We start from the raw sequence: 19,948 nt of genomic DNA, 5'->3' as shown, positions 1-19,948 counted from the left end.
TAGAGAATCTAAGGGGATTTGGCATGAAAAAGATTCTCACCTCGCTGGCGCTGATCGGCCTTGTGGCCGCCGGCACTGGGGCCGCAGGCACTTGGGCGATCGCAGCCGAAGAGGCACACAACGCGGCCGCGCCGACGCATTTTCCGATTGATGAGCCGAAGGAAATCAGCTGGAGCTTTGCCGGCCCGTTCGGCACCTATGACAAAGCGCAGTTGCAGCGCGGCCTGAAGGTTTACAAGGAAGTCTGCTCGGCCTGTCACTCGATGAATCTCGTGGCATTCCGTACGCTGTCGGACCTCGGCTATTCCGACGCGCAGATCAAGTCGCTGTCGGCCGGGTACACGATCCATGACGGCCCCAACGATGCCGGCGACATGTTCGATCGCCCCGGCAAGCCGTCCGATTATTTCCCGCCGCCTTTCCCCAACGAGCAGGCGGCTGCATCCGCCAATGGTGGTGCTGCTCCGCCCGACATGTCGCTGCTAGCCAAAGCGCGCGGCGTCGAGCGCGGCTTCCCGCAGTTCGTCTTCGACATCTTCACCCAGTATGCCGCGGGCGGGCCGGACTACATCCATTCGCTGCTGACCGGCTACGACCAGACGCCGCCTGCCGGCATGGTCATTCCGGAGGGCACCCATTACAACCCATACTTCGTGTCGGGCGTGTCGCTGAAGATGCCCAAGCCGCTCTCCGACGGACAGGTGACTTATGATGACGGCTCGCCGCAGACGGTCGATCAGTATGCCCGCGACGTGTCGGCCTTCCTGATGTGGGCGGCCGAGCCGCACATGGAAGACCGCAAGAAGACTGGCTTCCGCGTGCTGGTGTTCCTGCTCCTGTTCGGCGCGCTGGTCTATCTCACCAAGCGCAAGGTGTGGGAAGGCGTGGCGCACTAAACCGCGCACAGCCATACGATCACAAAAGGGCGCCGAAAGGCGCCCTTTTGTATTTGGGGGGCCCGTGGTGTCACATGGCCGTCACCGCATCTGGCGATCCTGTGCCGCTCTCATCAAAGGATCGCACTCATGAAAAGATACGCATCGCTCGCGGCAGGCTTGCTGCTGCTCATCGTCGGCTCGGCCGCGCAAGCAGAAGACGCCCAGCCCTTCGTCACAAACAAGGATGTCGACCTGACGATGATCCTGCCGCCGCCGCCGGCAAACGACTCGGCGCAGACCAAGGCCGAACTTGGCGAGGTGCTGACTCTGCAGGTGACGCGCACACCTGAGATGGTGGCCAGCGCAGTTGCCGACGCCGAGGAGAATGTCTGGCGCTTCGCCAATGTCATGGGGCCGAAGTTCAACAAGGAAACGCTGCCGAAATTCAGTGCTTTCTTCGATCGCGTGGTGGCCACCGAAGGCGCTGTCGTCGATCCGGCCAAGGATGTCTGGAAGCGTCCGCGTCCGCACCAGCTCAGCGACCTCGTCAAGCCCGCGGTCAAGCTGTCCAGCTCGGGTTCGTGGCCTTCCGGCCATGCCACCGTCGGCACCATGATGGGCATCATCCTGTCCGACATGGTTCCGGAAAAGCGCGCCGAGATCATGGCGCGTGCGGCTGAATACGCCCACAATCGTGAGGTCGGCGGTATCCACTATGCGTCCGACGTCGAGATGGGCAAGATTTCCGGCAGCGTGATCGCCGCCGTCCTGCTCAACCGGGACGACTTCAAGGCCGAATACGACGTGGCCAAAGCCGAGCTTCGTTCCGATCTCGGCATGTAATCTTCGCCAGTTGCCGGTTTTCGACGCAAGGGGCGCTTCGGGCGCCCCTTTTTGTGCGTGCGGTTGTAGCTCGTGGGGCAGCTCGGCAATTAGGCCGTTGGCATGGAGACAACAGGTTGATATTCGACGCACCAAACGGTGGCGAAGCGATTGCCCCGATATGACGTCTGGAAATCAATGATGCGGCTCAGCGACTGTCACAATTTTTCCGATTTCCGCCGCATGGCGCAGCGGCGGCTGCCGGGACCGATCTTCGACTACATCGACGGCGCGGCGGACGATGAAGTCACCTATCGCCGCAACACCGAAAGCTTCGAGACCTGCGACCTGGTTCCCAACGTCCTGCGTGGCGTCAGCGAGATCGACTTGTCGGTGACGGTGATGGGCCAGAAGCTGGCGATGCCGGTCTATTGCTCGCCGACCGCCTTGCAGCGGCTGTTCCACCATCAGGGCGAGCGCGCGGTCGCCAAGGCGGCCGCCAAGTACGGCACGATGTTCGGCGTCTCCTCGCTTGGCACCGTCAGCCTCGAGGAGGCGCGCGGGATCAGCAGCGGCCCGCAGGTCTACCAGTTCTATTTCCACCGGGATCGCGGCCTCAACCGGGCGATGATGCAGCGGGCAAAGGAGGTTGGCGTCGAAGTGATGATGCTGACCGTCGACAGCATCACAGGGGGAAACCGCGAGCGCGACAAACGCACCGGCTTTGCCATCCCCTTCAAGCTCAACCTGGCCGGAATGCTGCAGTTCGCGATCAAGCCGGCCTGGGCAATCAATTATTTCACCCATGAGGGGTTCAAGCTGCCGCAACTGGATGAGCATGTCGACATGGGCGGCGGCACCATGTCGATCAGCCGTTACTTCACCGAGATGCTCGACCCGTCGATGACGTGGGACGATGTCGCCGAGATGGTCAGGCTGTGGTCGGGTCCGTTCTGCCTCAAGGGCGTCATGTCGGTGGAGGACGCCAAACGCGCCGTCGAGATCGGCTGCAGCGGCATCGTGCTGTCGAACCATGGCGGCCGGCAACTGGATGGTTCGCGGGCGGCGTTCGACCAGCTTGCCGAGATCGTCGATGCGGTCGGCGACAAGATCGACGTCATCATGGATGGCGGCGTGCAGCGCGGCACGCATGTGCTGAAGGCGCTGTCGCTCGGCGCCAAGGCGGTCGGCGTGGGCCGCTACTATCTGTTCCCGCTCGCGGCGGCCGGCCAGCCGGGCGTCGAACGGGCACTCGAACAGATGCGGGTCGAGATCGAGCGCGGCATGAAGCTGATGGGCTGCAGTTCGATCGAACAATTGTCGCGCAAGAATCTCCGTTTCAGGTAATCTCGACCCATGAAATCCTCCCTCGAAGACTCATTGCTTGCCGCGATCCGCACCATTCCGGATTATCCCAAGCCCGGCATCCTGTTTCGCGACATCACCACGCTGCTCGGCAATGCGCGCGCCTTCCGCCGCGCCATTGACGAGCTGGTGCATCCCTATGCCGGCCAAAAGATCGACAAGATCGCCGGCATCGAGGCGCGGGGTTTCATCCTTGGCGGCGCCATCGCCCATCAGCTCTCGGCCGGCTTCGTGCCGATCCGCAAGAAGGGCAAGCTGCCTTTCGAGACTGTGCGTGTCGCCTACAGCCTTGAATACGGGCTGGACGAGATGGAGATGCACAAGGACGGCGTTTCGCCGGGCGAGAAGGTGATCTTGGTGGACGATCTGATCGCCACGGGCGGCACCGCGGAAGCGGCGGTCAAGCTGCTGCGGCAGATCGGCGCCGACATCCTTGCCGCTTGCTTCGTCATCGACCTGCCGGATCTCGGCGGCCGCGCCAAGCTCGAAGCGCTCGGCGTGCCGGTGAGAACGCTGATCGGGTTTGAAGGGCATTGAGGGGCCCCTTGCCTTCTCCCCTTGTGGGAGAACGTGGCCGAGCGAAGCTCGGTCGGATGAGGGGTGTTCCAGGGAGCGCCGACGTCTTCTCCCACAGGCGGAGAACGGAAGGAGCGCCGGGCTTACTCCACCTTCACCAGCACTGCGCTTTCGAACTCCAGCACCTTGTCGCCGGTCGAACCGAAGGCCTCGCAACGCAGCGCCAGCAGCCGCCAGCCCGGGCGTGAGGCGATCGGGCGGTGGGAAAGTGCCGTACGCGTAAAGGTGATCGTTTGCCCGGCATAGACCGGCTTCAGCCATTTCAGGTTCTTGAAGCCGGGCGAGGGGCCGAATTCCGGCACCGGGCCGGGGCCGCTCCACGCAGCGATCTCGGCGTCCATGCTGCTTGCCAGATTGAGTTTCATCCAGGTCGCGGCCGTGTGCCAGCCCGACGCGCAGAGCCCGCCGAGCACGCTCTTCTTGGCGGCTTCCTCGTCGATATGGAAGATCTGCGGGTCGTATTTCCTGGCGAACGCCTTGATCGCCTCGGGCTCGAATGTGTGCGAGCCGAGCGTAACGGTGGTGCCGATGCGGAAGAATTCATCCAGTGTCATGCTGGGCTCCCGGCAGCGTCGCGCGTGAGGAACATGACGGAGTTTTCGAGCTCGAAGACACTTTCGCCGCGCTGGTTGAGCAGTTCGCTGCGCATGGTGACGAAGCCGAGCTGCGGCTTCGACCGCGACAGGCGCTTGGTGACAACCACCAGGCTTCCTGTCAGCGTGTCGCCGGCCAGCACCGGCTTCTTCCATTTCACCTGATCGACGCCGGGCGACCCCTGGCAGGTGGAGTCGAGCAGGAAAGCATCGCACAGCATGCGCATGAAGATGGCTGAGGTATGCCAGCCCGAAGCGGAGAGGCCGCCGAGGATGCTCGCCTTGCCGGCTTCCTCATCGAGATGCATGGGCTGCGCGTCGAATTCGCTGGCGAATTCGACGATTTCGGCGGCGCTCACTTGCTTGCTGCCGAGGTCGAACAGGGCGCCCTCGACGAAGTCCTCATAGGCCCAAGTTTTTGCGGTCATGGTCTGGAATCCGGTTCATAGACCCACGATTTCGGATCGGGGTTTCCGGATGCAGGCAGGGCGCCGTTTGGTCAAGAGATTTCTATAGCGCCACGTCGTGGCCGCATGGCCTTTGGCGGACGGGTCAAAGCCAGCCGCGGCGGCGGAAATACCAGAAGGGCAGGATCGCTGACAGGATCATCAGGCCGATCGCGAAGGGATAGCCGAGCTCCCATTTGAGCTCGGGGATGATGTCGAAATTCATGCCGTAGATCGAAGCCACCAGCGTCGGCGGCAGGAAGATGACGGCGGCGACCGAGAAGATCTTGATGATGGCGTTCTGCTCGATCGAGATCATGCCGAGCGTGGCGTCGAGCAGGAAGCTGATCTTCTGTGACAGGAACGTGGCGTGGTCGGCGAGCGACAGCACGTCGCGCGACAGCGTCTTGATGCGCGCCTTGGTGTCCTTGCTCATCTTGGTCCGGGTCGAGGCGTGGGCGAAAAAGCCGGCGAGGCGCTGCAGCGAGATCAGGCTGTCGCGGATCGAGGAGGCGATGTCCTCCTTGCGGCCGATGGCTTTCAGGAGCTCCTGGAAGTCGCGATTGCGCTTGGAAACCTTGGTCGACCGCGCCTCGAAGATATCGCGTGAGATCGCCTCGATGTCGCGGCCGGCGCGCTCCAGGATATCGGCGAGGCGATCAACGATCGCCTCCAGCAAGCCGATCAGGATGGTGTCGCCGCTGGTGCAGCCGGTCGCCACCTTCTCGGCGCGCTGCGGAAAGGTCTTGAACGCCTTCGGTTCGTGGTAGCGCACGGTGATCAGCTTGCTGCCGGCGAGCACGAAGGTGACCGGCGACATCAGGGGATCGTCGACCTCGGTTTGGGCGGGCAGGGTGGCGGTCATGAAGTAGGCGCCGTCCTCGACATAGAGGCGGCTCGAAATCTCGATCTCCTCCATCTCCTCGCGCGTCGGAATGGCGACGCCGAGCCAGCTCTCGATGGTCGCTTCCTCTTCCTTTGTCGGGTTGAGCAGATCGGCCCAGACGACGCCCTCGCTGTTTGCCAGGAGATCGTCGATGACGCGCAAGCGGTCATTGTCCACGACGAAGGCCTTGATCATCGCCGGGTCTCCCTTGCTAGAGCTAAAGGGTGCGTTCAGATGGACGCGTCGTGTCGGATTGCACGGCTCTCCGGCGCATGCGCCGACCGTGTGCCTGCCGCTTAGACCTGTGGCGTGACAAAATCAAGACAAGCAACTGGCGGGCGAATGACCCTCGGCGGCTCGAAAAACTCGTCGGAAGGCGGCCCCAGGAAGAGTTGCCGTCAGGCGTGACGCTCACGAAATCAGGTGTTGAACTTGAACAGCAGGACGTCGCCGTCCTGGACGACATATTCCTTGCCTTCGTCGCGCGCCTTGCCGGCTTCCTTGGCCGCCACTTCACCGCCCAGCGTGATGAAGTCGTTGTAGGCAATGGTCTGGGCGCGGATGAAGCCGCGCTCGAAATCGGTGTGGATGACGCCGGCCGCCTGCGGCGCCTTGGCGCCCTTGTGCACGGTCCAGGCGCGCGTTTCCTTAGGCCCGGCGGTGAAATAGGTGATCAGCTGCAACAGCTCGTAGCCGGCGCGGATGACCTTGTTCAGGCCGGGCTCGTCGAGGCCGAGCGACGACAGGAATTCCATCTCCTCTTCGTCCGAGAGCTGGGCGACTTCCGCTTCGATGGCGGCCGAGATCACCACGGTGCTGGCGCCTTGCGCGGCGGCCATCTTTTCCACGGCCTTTGTGTGCTCGTTGCCGGTGGCGGCGTCGGCCTCGGCGACATTGCAGACATAGAGCACGGGATGCGAGGTCAGGAGGTTCAGCCCCTGCAAGATGCGCAGGTCCTCGGCGGAAATACCCTTGAGCAGGATCCGCGTCGGCTTGCCGGCTTGCAACAGCTCGAGCGCTGCCTCCATCAGCGGCAGCACGGTCGTCGCTTCCTTGTCCTTGCTGCCGGCGCGCTTGCGGATCTGCACGACGCGGCGCTCGAGGCTGTCGAGATCGGCGAGCATCAGCTCGGTCTCGACCGTCTCGGCGTCGGCGACGGGGTCGATGCGGCCCTCGACATGGGTGATGTCGTCATCCTCGAAGCAGCGCAGCACGTGCACGATGGCGTCAACCTCGCGGATGTTGGCGAGGAACTGGTTGCCCAGGCCTTCGCCCTTCGAGGCGCCACGCACCAGGCCGGCAATGTCGACGAAGGAGATGCGGGTAGGGATGATCTCCTTCGACTTGGCGACCGCCGCGATCTTCTGCAGGCGCGGATCGGGCACCGCCACCTCGCCGGTGTTCGGTTCGATGGTGCAGAACGGATAGTTGGCGGCCTGCGCCGCCGCCGTCCTGGTCAGCGCGTTGAAAAGCGTCGACTTGCCGACATTGGGCAAGCCAACGATGCCGCATTTGAAACCCATTTTGTCCGGTCCTATCGGGAAATCGAAATTTGATCAGGGGCTATGGGCGATAGGGGTGATCAACGTCAAGCCCTGTAACGCCGCACGCTCCTGCCGCGTTCACTCCTTGCCGAAGAGTTTCTTCAGCATCGCGGCCATCGGGCCGCTTTCCGGCAGTTTGACCGCCGGCTGCTGCTGCCGAGCCTGGCGGACGTGACTTTGCTGCTTTGGCGCCGGCTGCTTCGGCGCCGGCTTTTCCGGCTCCGGCGCCGCCTTGCCCTGGACGGCGAGGCTGGCCTTGTTCATGAAGCCGGATTCGTCGCCCTTGACGATCATGGCGGCGTTGTCGGCGACCGCGTCGAGCAGCGGCTCCAGCCATTCGCGGTCGACCTTGTCGAAATCGCCGAGCACATGGTGCTGGACCATTTCCTTGACGCCGGGATGGCCGACGCCGATGCGCACGCGGCGATAGGCGTTGCCGAGATGGCCGTCGATCGAGCGGATGCCGTTGTGGCCGCCGGCGCCGCCGCCGGTCTTGATGCGCAGCTTGCCCTCGGCAAGGTCGATCTCGTCGTAGAAGACGGTGAGCGCGGAAAGCTCGAGCTTGTAGAAGCGCAGCGCTTCGCCGACCGACTGGCCGGACAGGTTCATGAAGGTCTGCGGCTTGATCAGGACGATCTTTTCGCCGCCAAGCGTGCCTTCGCTAATCAGACCCTGAAATTTCTTCGACCAGGGCGAAAAGGAATGGCGGCGGGCGATTGCGTCCGCCGCCATGAAGCCGACATTGTGCCGGTTGTTGGCGTATTTCGCGCCCGGATTGCCGAGACCTGCAAACAGCAGCATCGCCTGCTCCGGGCGTGAAAGAGTTACTTCTCTTCGGCGGCAGGGGCCGCTTCAGGGGTCGCCACTTCGGCCGTGACTTCCGTCTCCGGCTTCATCGCCGACGAACCGGCAATGGTCGCGATGGTGAAGTCGCGGTCGGAGATGACAGGCTTCACACCGGCCGGCAGCTTGACCGCCGAGATGTGGATCGAATCGCCGATGTCGGCGCCGGTGAGATCGACGGTGATGAATTCCGGGATCGCATTGGCCGGGCAGTGGAACTCGACTTCGTGACGCACGATGTTGAGCACGCCGCCGCGCTTGATGCCGGGCGACTTGTCCTCGTTGATGAAGTGGACAGGCACGTCGACATTGACCTCGGTGTCCTTGCCGATGCGCAGGAAGTCGACATGGACAGGAAAATCCTTGACCGGGTCGAGCTGGAAGTCCTTCGGCAGGACCTGGATCTTCTTGCCGTCGACATCGATCGTGGCGATCGTGGTCAGAAACCCGCCGCCATGGATCTTGTAGTAGATGTCCTTGTAGGTGAGCGCGATGGCCAGGGGAGGCTGCTTGTCACCATAAATTACTGCAGGCACTTTACCGTTGCGGCGAACTGCACGGGCGGACCCCTTACCGACCTGTTCGCGTGCTTCGGCCTTGAGCTCGTAAGTGTCGTGGCTCATGGCATTTCCTTTCGGTTTGTTCTGGAGCGTTCGCGGCCGGCAACGTGCTTGGCCGTAAACGTCGAAAGCCGCCGGGTGAGGCGGCTTTCCGCCGCGTTGCCTCCAAGGGTGTCTACGCGGGTGGCGGCTCTATAGCGGAAGGTGGCCGGAGGTGCAAGCCAAAGGCTAGCCGCGCTTTTCGATGACGGCGTACAACACGTTGCGGTTCTCGCCAAAGAACACCTTGGCCTCGACGGTGTTGCGGTCGACGCTGGCATTGACGATGTTCCACATGTCGACTTCCGACCGCAGCAGTAACACCCAGTCCATGAACGTCTCTCGGTACCCGGCGTCAGGATTGCCCTCCGCGTAGTTCGCGAACAGGAATGTCCCGTTCGGCTTCAACATCTGCAGGCAGGTCTTCGTGAGTTTCACGGCAACGTTGTGCGCAAGGTAGTCGTAAAGGCCGGAGGCGTAGATCAGGTCGAACTGGCCCAGCTTGTGGCCCCTCGTGAGCACGGTCCGCACCGAGCCGTCGATGGCCTCGATCGCGGTGCCCTGGAAGTCGCGCGAGATCAATCCGACGCTCTGAGGATCCTGATCGAGCGCAACCCAGCGCTTGAGACGGCCCTCCGCCAGGGCGACTGAGCGATTGGCCTCCCGCAAATGGCCGGCCGCGATCGCCAGGACCTCGGTTTGCGGTCCGTTCTTGGCCGCAGCCTCATCAACATATCGGGTCAAGAGATCGCGTCGTTCCCGTGCCGCAACGCACGACGGCACGTCCTGGGTGTGGGTATAGAGCGCCTTGCCGGTCTCCGAGGCGTTTTCCACGCTCTCAGCCACGTGCGGATCACAATAGATGTAATCGAGCAACTCAGCGTCGCCAGAATACCCCCTGGGCTTGCTGAAGGACCACCGCGTCAGCGGATCCTCGAGAAAATACTCCAGGACCGGGTGGCCCTGCACCACCGGTATCAATGCTTGCCAAACGTCGGGGTGAACCTTGGAACGCGTCGCATTGAGGTGCGACATCAGGCGACGAATGATCTCGGCGGGGTCTTTTCGTTGTTCGATTTGCTGCTGTGTCGCGCTGAGAATGAGCGCCAGCTCCGCGCGAGCGTTTTCGAACTCTTCGCCATGATGCTCGATCGTTCCCCGACGGAGACTGCTGGCGATCATCTTGGCAGTAATCAGGCTTTTGCCATCAAACACGGTTTGCAACCCATCACTCCATAGTTAACAGTCAGTTAACTTATTGCGTAGAATGCTCCATTTGCCAATGGCGGGTCGGGTGCATTTTATCGGTATGATTAATTTCCCGCAAACCATGTTCGATCGTTAGGCCGATTCTGGGTCGGATTCCGCGTTCGAGTTAACGGAAACTTGTCTTGCTCGATTGCATTTGTTTCCCCGGCGTCGCAATCGCTGTTGCGCCCCAAGGAGCCGGCCTGCGTGAGGGCAGAAGCTAGAGATGAGTTCGGACTACAGGATCCTCTTCAGACGGGGTTCGTTGTGATGGACGAACGCGTGGCATCCGTATTGGCCGAAGCGGCTGATGCCGAGCCGTACGAACCGCGTTACGAACTGGCGTCCGACGAGCTTCGCAGCCTTTACCGAACGGAAGCCCAAACGACGCGAAGAGGAGAAGCCAGGCCCGGGCTTTGGATGGCCGTTGCCATCTATGTGCTGTTTTCGGCAACTGACCTGCTGCTTATCCCAGATGTGGCCGCCTACACGATCACGGCGCGCTTCGCGGTCGGACTGACCGCGCTTTTGATCCTGGAAATGCAGCTTCGCCATGGCGTCGGGACGGAATGGCTCGACATCACTTGCGCCGGGGCGATTATCTTTGGCTATGTCGGCTGGTTGTCCCCAGCGGTTATGGGCGCGGACAAGGAAAGCGTCTCTTATTATATGGTCTTCGGCACCATCTTCATGATGAGTGCCAATCTATTCTTCACGTTCAGATTCAAAGTTTCTATTATAACCTCAACTATAATCCTATGCATATTGTATGTCGTAAACTACTTTGTGCCTTCTACGCTAACATACAAGCTGGTGTTTGGAACTTTCTACATTTCCTGCTTCACATTCACCTCATATGTGAACTGGAAACTGAATGAGGAGCGCTACAACGTCTTCCTGAACGCCCTGGAAGCCAAAATTCAGCACAACGAGGCGACCGAACGGGGCAAGGCCCTGCTGAGGCTGTCGCGGACCGATCCGCTTACGGGTCTCGAAAATCGGCGGGCGATCGACGAAAAGCTGCGGGACTACTGGAGCGACTGGCAACGGGTTGGCACCAGTTTTGGGGCGATCCTCATCGACGTGGACTTCTTCAAAAAGTTCAATGACTGCTACGGCCATCAAGAAGGCGACCGTTGCCTGATCCATGTCGCCAATGCCCTTAGCGAAATGATCAAGCAGTATAGCGGCTCGATCGGCCGCTACGGCGGGGAAGAATTCATTGTCCTGGCTCGCGTGGAGAGAAAAGAACAGATCATGGATCTGGCCGAAGCCATTTGCAGCACGGTGGAGAGCCTGGCGCTTACCCACGAGCTGCGGCGCGACGGTGTCTCGATCGTGACAGTGAGCGTTGGCGCGGCATTCACCAGGACGCAGACTGGCGCCAAGCTGGAGAAGATCATCCACGAGGCCGATCGCGCGCTCTATCTGGCAAAAGCCGGTGGTCGAAATTGCGCTCGGCTGTTCGATCCGACCGATCCCCAGAGTAGCGATGAAAGCGAGAACATCGCGGCTTTGCTGAAGATTGCGATCGGCCAGAATCTCGTCTCGCTGGTTTATCAACCTATCCAGGATGTCAAATCGGACCGCGTTGAAGCCGTAGAGGCTCTGATGCGCCTCAGAATGCTGGACGGCACATCGGTTCCGCCGAGCCTGTTCATTCCCGTCGCCGAACGAACCGGCGCGATCCTGGAACTCGGGCGCTGGGCAATAAGGACGGTGTGCTCCGAGCTTTTGGCGGACGACCACGTCCGCGTCGTCAGTGTCAACGTCTCTCCAATTCAGCTCAAGACACCGGGCTTCGCAACGTCTGTCGCGACCATTTTGGGCGAGACCGGCGTCGCCGGCAGCAGGCTGGCCTTCGAAATCACCGAAGGACTGGAAATGGAGATGCACTCGGACATTCTTCGCTGCATCAGCGACCTGAAGCTGCTCGGCATCAAGATATGGCTCGATGACTTTGGGACGGGCTTCGCCGGCCTTTCGTGGCTTCGTCTTATCGATTTCGATACGGTGAAGATCGACCGCTCGTTTCTGCACGACTGCAGCGCCCCGAACGGCAAGGCAATGCTCCAAGACATTATCACCCTGGTCCGAAATCGCGGCCACAAAATCCTGGTCGAAGGGGTGGAAACGGACGAGCAGATGGCCCTTATGCGCGAATTCGGCATCGACAAAGTCCAGGGCTTCCATGTCGGCCGTCCCGCTCCAGCCGCCAGTTTCCAGGCAAAGCGGACCCTCCGCAAACGCTCATTCACCGTGCTCAAGTCCGCATGATAGTCGTGCGGGCGGCGGCGCTGTGGCCTTTGGCCTAGACTGCTGTTGGCGGCTGGCTATTGGTCGCCGGTCAGCGCATTGCGCAGCGCCTGGATCTGCCGGTTCAAGGCATCAAGCTGTGCCAGCGTCATGCCCGAGCGCTCGATCAAGGTCTCATTCAGGCAGTTGCATCGCACAAGCACCGCGCGGCCGGTTGCGGTCAGGTCGACCTGCACCTGGCGCTCGTCAACCTGGCTGCGCTGGCGCCTCACCAGCCCTGCCTGTTCCATCCGCTTCACCAGCGGCGTCACCGTGCTCGATTCCAACGCAAGCCGGTGCGCGATGGTGCCGACCGACATGCCGTCGGCCTCTGCCAGCGCGTTGAGCACGAGATATTGCGGATAGGTGATGCCCATCTCGTCCAGCATCGGCTTGTAGGTGCGATTGATCGCCATGCTGGTGGCGTAGAGCGTGAAACAGAGCTGATTGTCCAACGGGAGAGGCACGGCGGATTCCTTCTTGCCAATACAGGCGCCAAGTCCATACCACGAAAAATGATATCGCGATACATATTTCCATGGACAAGGGGTTTGAGCTACGCTAGGCGTGTCGACATCGCGATATTGTTTATCGCGACAACAATCGAAGGAAGATTGAGATGAACCAAGCTTCGCAATCCAAGCCCAGCTCAGGCAGCGGCACGATCACCACCAAGGACGGAACGCAGATCTACTACAAGGACTGGGGGACCGGTCAGCCGATCGTCTTCCATCATGGCTGGCCATTGAGCAGCGACGACTGGGACGCCCAGATGCTGTTCTTCCTGTCCAAGGGCTATCGCGTCATTGCCCATGATCGCCGTGGTCACGGCCGTTCGACCCAGACGGATATCGGCAACGAGATGGACACCTACGCCGCCGATGTCGCGGCACTCGCGGCGCACCTGGACCTCAAGGGCGCGATCCATGTCGGCCACTCGACCGGCGGCGGCGAGGTGGCGCGCTACGTCGCCCAGTATGGTTCGGGTGGTCGTGTCGCCAAGGCGGTGCTGATCGGCGCCGTGCCGCCGATCATGCTCAAGACCCCAGCCAATCCCGGCGGCCTGCCGATCGAGGTTTTCGACGGTTTCCGCTCCGCCCAGGCAGCCAACCGCGCCCAGTTCTTCCGCGACGTTCCGGCTGGCCCGTTCTACGGGTTCAACCGTCCAGGCGCGGAAGTCTCGCAAGGTGTCATCGACAATTGGTGGCGCCAGGGCATGATGGGCGGCACGAAGGCGCACTATGATTGCATCAAGGCCTTCTCGGAGACCGACTTTACCGAGGACCTGAAGACAATCGACGTGCCGGTTCTGGTCATGCACGGTGACGACGACCAGATCGTCCCCATTGCCGACTCCGCACTGTTGACGATCAAGCTGCTGAAGAAGGGCGAGCTCAAGGTCTACAAGGGCTTCCCGCATGGCATGGCCACGACCCATGCCGACATCATCAACGCCGACCTGCTTGCCTTCTTCAAGGCATAGGATATTTCGACGTTGCAGACAAAAGCACCCGCCATCAGGCGGGTGCTAAGGCCCTGCCGATTTCAGGCGATGCTCAAGCCGCCGTCGATCAGCATTTCCGCACCGACCATGAACGGGCATTCGTCCGAGGCCAGAAACACCACCGCATTGGCAATTTCCTCGGCGGTTCCGAAGCGGCCCGCGGGCACCAGGCCGACCACCGCTTTCGCGCGGGCCTTCGCCGCAGCCGGATCCAGTCCAAGTTTGTCATTGAGCGGTGTGTCGATCGGGCCCGGGCTGATTACATTGGCGCGAATGCCGCGCCCTATCAGTTCGCCCGACAGCGTCCGCGCCAGCGAAATCATGCCAGCCTTGGCCAGCGAATAGACATGCGTTCCTGCCATTCCCATATGCGCGTTGACCGAGCCGCTGAGGATGATCGATGACGGGTTCGAAAACAGCGGAACGAGCGCCTTGACCAGGAAGTACGGTCCCTTGAGGTCGACATCGATGCTCCTGTCGAACGCTGCCTCGGTCCAGTCGCCAAGCGGGCGCAGATCGGCGATGCCGGCGTTGAGGAAGAGAGCGTCGAGCTTGCCGAAGGTTTCGCCGATCCGCCCCGCAATGTCGCTTTGGGCGGCGGCATCTCCGGCGTCGGAGGCGATGATGAGCACATCGCCGCCCAAGATTTTGCGCGCTTCCTCGAGACGGCCCGCATTGGTACCGGTGATGGCGACGCGCGCGCCTTCCTCAATGAAACGTCGCGCCGTCACCAAGCCGATGCCGCTGGTGCCACCCGTAATCAGCGCGACCTTGTCTTTCAGCCTGGACATTACAGATTGCCTTTCCTGACGCGGAGCGCTGCTCATCGATCAGTCGCGCTGAGCCCGGTACCTTTATGTTCAACTTGAAGGCGTTCGCTGACCCAGCCTTGCCGTCAGCGCCATTTGTTGCACGTTTTTCGAACAATAACAGGCTTTTACCCGGCGCATGACGAAAGAATCAGTGAGGGCGTGGCAGTTGCCACGCCCTCACTCAGAATCCTGAAGACTGGCTGATATCAGCTGATTGCCGCCGCCGCCTTCCTGGCTTCCCGCATGTTCGGCAGGAACACCGTCAGCAGGCCGAGCAGCGGCAGATACGAGCAGATCTGGAAGACGAACTCGATGCCCTTCATGTCGGCGACGACGCCAAGCACGGCGGCCGCGATGCCGCCCATGCCGAAGGCGAAGCCGAAGAAGATGCCGGCAATCATGCCGACACGTCCCGGCACCAGTTCCTGCGCAAAGACGACGATGTTGGAGAAGGCCGAAGACAGGATCAGGCCGATCAGCACCGTCAGCACCATCGTCCATTCGAGGTTGGCATAGGGCAGGGCCAGCGTGAAGGGCAGCACGCCGACGATCGAGAACCAGATCATCGCTTTCTGCCCATAGCGGTCGCCGAACGGGCCGCCGAGCAGGATGCCGAGTGCCGAGGAGCCGAGGAACAGGAACAGCATGACCTGCGACATCTGCACGGAAACGCCGAATTTATGGATGGAATAGAAGGTGTAGTAGCTGGCGAGGCTGGCGATGTAGGCGTTCTTGCTCAACACCAGCAGGGTCAGCACGATCAATGCATTCATCACCTTGCGGCGCGGGAAGGGCGAGACGAAGGTTGCCGTCTTGCGGTTGCCCTGTGCGGCGCGCAGGCGGCTGTACCAGCCGCCGACCTGCCACAGCACGATGATGCCGATCAGCGATCCGACGGCGAACCACGAGATGCTGGTCTGGCCGAACGGCACGACGATGAAGGCAGCCAGCAGCGGCCCCATCGACTGGCCGAAATTCCCGCCGACCTGGAACAGTGACTGCGCAAGGCCGAAGCGACCGCCCGACGCAAAGCGGGCGATGCGCGAGGATTCCGGATGGAAGATCGCCGAGCCGATGCCGATCAGCGAGGCGCCGATCAGCAGCAGCGAATAGTGCCCGGCATAGGCGAGCACGACCAGGCCGATCAGCGACGACGCCATGCCGTAGGGCAGCGAATAGGGCATCGGGCGCTTGTCGGTGACCATGCCGATCACTGGCTGCAGCAGCGATGCGGTCACCTGAAAGGTGAAGGTCAGGAGGCCGATCTGCCAGAAGTCGAGGCCGTAATTCTCTTTCAGCAAGGGATAGATGGCCGATAGCAGCGACTGCATGATGTCATTGATGCAGTGGCAGAAGCTCACCGCCAGGATGACGGTGAAGGCCGTCGCCTGGGCTGAAGCGTGACTGACGGTCGCTGGTGGCGCGACGCTGGCGGCTGTCGTATCGGTCAAGGTAGGCTCCGTGGTCTTTTTGGCGGGCACGCCCGCGGGCAGCTCTGGCGGACGCTCCTGCAGACCGCACTAGGACGGTTGCCTTATAAGCCGCTTGCGGGGCGACTTCTTTCGTGGTTTGGTCCAATAGTTTCGCAAGTGGGCCATACCCAATGCCGCACGGCAGGGAAATCTTTCACACGGGTAATGCCAACCTCGAGCAATTGCACGAGCGCCGCTGGCTGTGGCTGGAGCAAGCAGTCGGGCCGGCGGTGGCGCTGCCGACCGAATATCCCGACGGCTATCATGTGCCGCAACACCGCCACAGCCGCAACCAGTTGCTGCACGCGCTGGTCGGCGTCGTGCTGGTGACCACGCGCCATGGGCGCTGGATGGTGCCGCCCGATCATGCGATGTGGATTCCGGCCGGCACCGAGCATTCGGTCGAGATGCTGGGCGACGTCTCGATGCGTTCGGTCTATGTCATGCCGCAGGCTATTCCGGGGCTGCCGGAAGGCTTGCGGGTGGTCGGCGTCACCGACCTGATGCACAGCCTGATCGTGGAGTCCGAGAAGCTGCCCCAAGGCGGCGTGCTGGAAGGGCGTGGCGGGCTGATCATGAATCTCCTGCTGCATGAAATCCCGACCCTGCCGGAAAGGCCACTCGGCCTGCCGTTCCCGTCCGATCCCAGGCTGGCGGCACTCTGCCGGCGCTTCGTGGCGGCACCTTCGCCGCATGCGACGATCGACGAATGGGCGGACGCCGCCGGTATGAGCCGCCGCTCCTTCACACGCGCCTTCCAGCGCCAGACCGGCCTGTCGCTGTCGACCTGGCGCCAGCAGGCCTGCCTGTTTGCAGCCCTGCCGCGGCTGGCCGACGGCGAGCCGATCACCAGGGTGGCGCTCGATCTCGGCTATGACAGCGTGCCGGCCTTCATCACCATGTTCAAGCGCATGCTGGGCGCGTCGCCGCGCGGCTACATGCGCGGTGCGCGTGACAGCGGCGAAGGCATACGTCGGCCAAGCGCTGCGCTTCGGTTGGAAAGTCCATGATTTCGGCGTTATGCGCGGCCTTCAGCCCGCGACCGGCTCGGGCAGGCTGGTGCGGATGATCTCCTCGCCATGCGGGGCGGAAGCCGGCGCCCGGCCACGACTGTGTTGGCGTGGCGAACAGCCCATCACCCGCTTGAAGGCGGTGCTGAAGGCGCTTTCGGATTCGTAGCCGAGCGAGAGCGCAATGACGGAAACAGGATCGCTGGAACTCGCCAACCTGTCGCCGGCCAAGAGCATGCGCCAGCGCGTCAGGTAGTCCATCGGCGGAGCGCCGACCATTGCCTTGAATTTCAGGGCAAAGGTCGACCGCGACATGCCGGCGCGCTCGGCCAGCGCCTGCAATGTCCAGCCATGCGACGGGTCTTCGTGCATGGCTCCGATCGCCGCGCCGATCTGTTTGTCGGCCAGCGCAAACAGCCAGCCGACGCCGCCCCGCAAGCCCTCCGCCATATGCAGGCGCAAGGCCTCGATCAGGATCATGTGGGCGAGATGCTCGACGATGAGAAAGCCACCCGGCCGGCGCTCGCGCAATTCCTGCATCATCCGCTCCACCGGCCGGCGCAACGCCGAATGATCGGAGTCGCTGCGGATGTGGACGATCGGCGGCAACATCCGCAACAGGATGCCGGCGTGGTCCCCGGATAGGGCAAAGCGGCTGCTGACGAGAAGGAAATCGCCGCCGCCATTATGCGAGGTGACGCCACCGGTGCGGGCTGGGGAAAAGATGGTGCGGGCATCGACCGACGGCAGGTCCATGTCGCTGGCAAGGCGGAAAGGTCGCCCGCGCGGCAGCAGGAAACAGTCGCCCGTCTCCAGCCGGACCGGATCCGCGACGCCGTCCACGGACAGCCAGCATTGGCCGGATACCACGGCACCGCATTTGATGGCTGCCTGCTGGTCGGGGAACTGGATCGACCAGTCGCCACCGGCCTCCAGCCCGGCGGACAGGTAATTGCGCGGCTTCAGCAGCGACAGCACATCTGAGAGCGGATCCATGAGCATTCCGGACGATTGCGAAGATAATACGGACTTTACAGCATAGATCGTATTTCCTCAATCCCGTATCTCCTCGGCAACGGGCTGCCAGTGCGGCCCTTGACCAAACAAAGGAGAAATCGCGATGCGTGTATTTGTCACCGGTGCCACCGGTTTTGTCGGTTCGGCGGTTGTGCGGGAGCTCATTGGAGCGGGCCATCAGGTGCTTGGCCTCGCCCGTTCGGATGCAGGTGCGAGGTCGATTGTCGCTGCGGGCGCCAAGGCGCATCGCGGCGATATCGAGGAACTGGAAAGCCTGCGCAGTGGAGCGGCCCTTTCGGATGGCGTCATCCACACCGCCTTCAACCATGACTTCTCGAAATTCGCGGCGAATTGCGAGGCCGACCGGCGCGCCATCGAGACGCTCGGGGCGGAACTCGAAGGCTCCGAGCGGCCCTTGCTCGTCACATCCGGCCTGGCGCTGCTGACGCCGGCCGGCAGCATGGCGAGCGAGGGCGACGCGCCTGTTCCCCCATCCGCTTCCTATCCCCGTGCCTCGGAAGTGACGGCCGAAGCGCTGGCGGCGCGCGGCGTGCGCGCCTCGGCGGTGCGTCTTTCACCCTCGGTCCACGGCGACGGCGATCATGGCTTCGTACCGATGCTGATCGGCATCGCGCGTCAAAAAGGCGTTTCGGCCTATATTGGCGACGGGACGAACCGCTGGCCTGCAGTGCACCGGCTGGACGCCGCCAGGCTCTTCAGGCTGGCACTCGAGAAGGGGACCGGGGGAGCCAGGTATCACGGCGTTGCCGACCAGGGTGTACCGACGCGCGAGATCGCCGAGATCATCGGCCGCCGGCTGAAGCTGCCTGTGGTCTCCAAAACCCGCGAGGAAGCAGCCGACCATTTCGGCTTCCTCGGCCACTTCTTCGGCATGGATTGGCCTGCTTGCAGCGAGCAGACCAGGCAGGCGCTGGGATGGCAGCCGATGCAGCCGGGGTTGATTGCCGACCTCGATCGTCCCGGCTATTTCGAAGGTTGAGGCTGTTTCGGGCGGGCCTAGTCGAACAGGCTCGACACCGATTCCTCGGTTGCCGTGCGTGAGATGGCCTCGCCCATCAGGTCGGCGATCGAGATGACGCGGATGTTCGGAGCGTCGAGCACGCCTTGCGTCGGCTGGATGGAATCGGTGATCACCAGTTCCTGCAGCTTCGAGCCGCTGATGCGGGCGACGGCGCCGCCCGACAGGACACCGTGGGTGATGTAGGCGGTGACGCTGGTGGCGCCGTTGGCCAGCAGCGCATCGGCGGCATTGCACAGCGTGCCGCCGGAATCGACGATGTCGTCGATCAGCAGGCAATCCTTGCCGGCAACGGCGCCGATGATGTTCATGACTTCCGATTCGCCCGGACGCTCGCGGCGCTTGTCGACGATGGCCAGCTGCGCGTCGAAGCGCTTGGCCAGCGCACGGGCGCGCACTACGCCGCCGATATCGGGCGACACCACCACGACATTGCCGAGCTGCTTGTACTTCGCCTTCACGTCGCGGGCCATGACCGGCACCGAAAACAGATTGTCAGTCGGGATGTCGAAAAAGCCCTGGATCTGGCCGGCATGCAGGTCGAGCGTCAGAACACGGTCGACGCCGGCGCGGGTGATCATGTTGGCGACCAGCTTGGCCGAGATCGGCGTGCGGCCGGAGGCGCGGCGGTCCTGCCTGGCGTAGCCGAAATAGGGAATCACCGCCGTGATGCGCTTGGCCGACGAGCGCATGAAGGCATCGATCATGATGAGCAGTTCCATCAGGTGATCGTTGGTCGGGAATGAGGTCGACTGCAGGATGAAGACATCCTCGCCGCGCACATTTTCCTGGATTTCGACGAAGATTTCCTGGTCGGCGAAGCGCCTGACACTGGCCTTGCCCAGCGGGATGTTGAGATAGCGGGCGACCGCTTCGGCCAGCACCCTGTTGGAATTGCCCGCGAAGAGTTTCATGCACCGTTCCTGGTGGAGGATGGAGAGATCAGACAGACTCTCCTGCACCTTTTAACCGGGCTTTTAGCGGCCCGCGCCGGTATTG

20 protein-coding genes are annotated in these 19,948 nt (G+C 62.3%); 8 read left to right on the top strand and 12 right to left on the bottom strand.

The window, feature by feature from the left end:
* The first annotated feature begins 23 nt into the window (after positions 1–23).
* The 4 genes from AC0ZT5_RS14705 to AC0ZT5_RS14690 all read left to right on the top strand — a co-directional run bounded on the left by AC0ZT5_RS14705 (position 24) and on the right by AC0ZT5_RS14690 (position 3,602).
* Entirely contained in the window at positions 24–896 is an 873-nt protein-coding gene (locus tag AC0ZT5_RS14705; RefSeq protein ID WP_488497019.1) for a cytochrome c1, read from the top strand.
* 129 nt (positions 897–1,025) lie between these two features.
* Entirely contained in the window at positions 1,026–1,721 is a 696-nt protein-coding gene (locus AC0ZT5_RS14700) for an acid phosphatase (protein WP_184874675.1), read from the top strand.
* 180 nt (positions 1,722–1,901) lie between these two features.
* Complete coding sequence (locus AC0ZT5_RS14695; RefSeq protein WP_488497018.1) at positions 1,902–3,047, top strand: alpha-hydroxy acid oxidase; 1,146 nt, start codon at positions 1,902–1,904, stop codon at positions 3,045–3,047.
* Positions 3,048–3,056: 9 nt separating this feature from the next.
* Complete coding sequence (locus AC0ZT5_RS14690; RefSeq protein ID WP_488497017.1) at positions 3,057–3,602, top strand: adenine phosphoribosyltransferase; 546 nt, start codon at positions 3,057–3,059, stop codon at positions 3,600–3,602.
* Between the two features lie 122 nt (positions 3,603–3,724).
* Here the strand turns inward: AC0ZT5_RS14690 and AC0ZT5_RS14685 are convergent, their stop codons facing one another.
* The 7 genes from AC0ZT5_RS14685 to AC0ZT5_RS14655 form a co-directional block, all read right to left on the bottom strand.
* On the bottom strand, positions 3,725–4,195 hold the full coding sequence (locus AC0ZT5_RS14685; RefSeq protein ID WP_488497016.1) for a MaoC family dehydratase: 471 nt from the start codon (positions 4,193–4,195) through the stop codon (positions 3,725–3,727).
* Positions 4,192–4,662: a MaoC family dehydratase gene (locus AC0ZT5_RS14680; protein ID WP_488497015.1), complete on the bottom strand. Its 471-nt coding sequence runs from the start codon at positions 4,660–4,662 to the stop codon at positions 4,192–4,194. The genes AC0ZT5_RS14685 and AC0ZT5_RS14680 overlap by 4 nt, the downstream gene beginning before the upstream one ends.
* Positions 4,663–4,786: 124 nt before the next feature.
* On the bottom strand, positions 4,787–5,761 hold the full coding sequence (corA, locus tag AC0ZT5_RS14675) for a magnesium/cobalt transporter CorA (RefSeq protein ID WP_488497014.1): 975 nt from the start codon (positions 5,759–5,761) through the stop codon (positions 4,787–4,789).
* Positions 5,762–5,985: 224 nt separating this feature from the next.
* On the bottom strand, positions 5,986–7,089 hold the full coding sequence (ychF, locus tag AC0ZT5_RS14670; protein WP_488497013.1) for a redox-regulated ATPase YchF: 1,104 nt from the start codon (positions 7,087–7,089) through the stop codon (positions 5,986–5,988).
* A gap of 99 nt (positions 7,090–7,188) precedes the next feature.
* A complete protein-coding gene (pth, locus tag AC0ZT5_RS14665) occupies positions 7,189–7,911 on the bottom strand; it encodes an aminoacyl-tRNA hydrolase (RefSeq protein ID WP_488497012.1) in 723 nt (240 codons plus the stop codon).
* A 23-nt stretch (positions 7,912–7,934) separates the two neighbouring features.
* The gene (locus AC0ZT5_RS14660) at positions 7,935–8,576 is read right to left on the bottom strand and encodes a 50S ribosomal protein L25/general stress protein Ctc (RefSeq protein ID WP_184874668.1); all 642 of its coding nucleotides are present in this window, start codon (positions 8,574–8,576) and stop codon (positions 7,935–7,937) included.
* 165 nt (positions 8,577–8,741) lie between these two features.
* On the bottom strand, positions 8,742–9,776 hold the full coding sequence (locus AC0ZT5_RS14655; RefSeq protein ID WP_488497011.1) for a class I SAM-dependent methyltransferase: 1,035 nt from the start codon (positions 9,774–9,776) through the stop codon (positions 8,742–8,744).
* Positions 9,777–10,082: 306 nt separating this feature from the next.
* Between AC0ZT5_RS14655 and AC0ZT5_RS14650 the strand changes: the two genes are divergently transcribed.
* Complete coding sequence (locus AC0ZT5_RS14650) at positions 10,083–12,077, top strand: putative bifunctional diguanylate cyclase/phosphodiesterase (protein ID WP_477289592.1); 1,995 nt, start codon at positions 10,083–10,085, stop codon at positions 12,075–12,077.
* A gap of 56 nt (positions 12,078–12,133) precedes the next feature.
* On the opposite strand, the gene AC0ZT5_RS14645 is transcribed toward AC0ZT5_RS14650, so the two are convergent.
* Positions 12,134–12,562 carry a MarR family winged helix-turn-helix transcriptional regulator gene (locus tag AC0ZT5_RS14645; RefSeq protein WP_488497010.1) on the bottom strand — a complete coding sequence of 143 codons (429 nt, stop codon included), beginning with the start codon at positions 12,560–12,562 and terminating at the stop codon, positions 12,134–12,136.
* A 152-nt stretch (positions 12,563–12,714) separates the two neighbouring features.
* Between AC0ZT5_RS14645 and AC0ZT5_RS14640 the strand changes: the two genes are divergently transcribed.
* On the top strand, positions 12,715–13,578 hold the full coding sequence (locus tag AC0ZT5_RS14640; RefSeq protein ID WP_488497009.1) for an alpha/beta fold hydrolase: 864 nt from the start codon (positions 12,715–12,717) through the stop codon (positions 13,576–13,578).
* 62 nt (positions 13,579–13,640) lie between these two features.
* Here AC0ZT5_RS14640 and AC0ZT5_RS14635 read toward each other — a convergent pair whose 3' ends face one another.
* On the bottom strand, positions 13,641–14,390 hold the full coding sequence (locus AC0ZT5_RS14635; RefSeq protein WP_488497008.1) for an SDR family oxidoreductase: 750 nt from the start codon (positions 14,388–14,390) through the stop codon (positions 13,641–13,643).
* 227 nt (positions 14,391–14,617) lie between these two features.
* Positions 14,618–15,862 (bottom strand): MFS transporter, encoded by a 1,245-nt coding sequence (locus AC0ZT5_RS14630; protein WP_488497007.1) that lies wholly within the window; start codon positions 15,860–15,862, stop codon positions 14,618–14,620.
* A gap of 152 nt (positions 15,863–16,014) precedes the next feature.
* Here AC0ZT5_RS14630 and AC0ZT5_RS14625 point away from each other — a divergent pair, with 152 nt between their 5' ends.
* Positions 16,015–16,893, top strand: a complete 879-nt coding sequence (locus AC0ZT5_RS14625) for an AraC family transcriptional regulator (RefSeq protein ID WP_488497006.1) — start codon at positions 16,015–16,017, stop codon at positions 16,891–16,893.
* A gap of 21 nt (positions 16,894–16,914) precedes the next feature.
* Here the strand turns inward: AC0ZT5_RS14625 and AC0ZT5_RS14620 are convergent, their stop codons facing one another.
* Positions 16,915–17,889, bottom strand: a complete 975-nt coding sequence (locus tag AC0ZT5_RS14620; protein WP_488497005.1) for an AraC family transcriptional regulator — start codon at positions 17,887–17,889, stop codon at positions 16,915–16,917.
* Between the two features lie 124 nt (positions 17,890–18,013).
* Here AC0ZT5_RS14620 and AC0ZT5_RS14615 point away from each other — a divergent pair, with 124 nt between their 5' ends.
* A complete protein-coding gene (locus tag AC0ZT5_RS14615) occupies positions 18,014–18,910 on the top strand; it encodes an SDR family oxidoreductase (protein ID WP_488497004.1) in 897 nt (298 codons plus the stop codon).
* A gap of 17 nt (positions 18,911–18,927) precedes the next feature.
* Here AC0ZT5_RS14615 and AC0ZT5_RS14610 read toward each other — a convergent pair whose 3' ends face one another.
* Positions 18,928–19,863, bottom strand: a complete 936-nt coding sequence (locus tag AC0ZT5_RS14610) for a ribose-phosphate pyrophosphokinase (RefSeq protein WP_019860650.1) — start codon at positions 19,861–19,863, stop codon at positions 18,928–18,930.
* Between the last annotated feature and the right edge of the window lie 85 nt (positions 19,864–19,948).

It is taken from the genome of Mesorhizobium sp. CNPSo 4670 (genome assembly GCF_057784235.1).
This window is presented reverse-complemented; position numbering and strand designations above follow the sequence as displayed.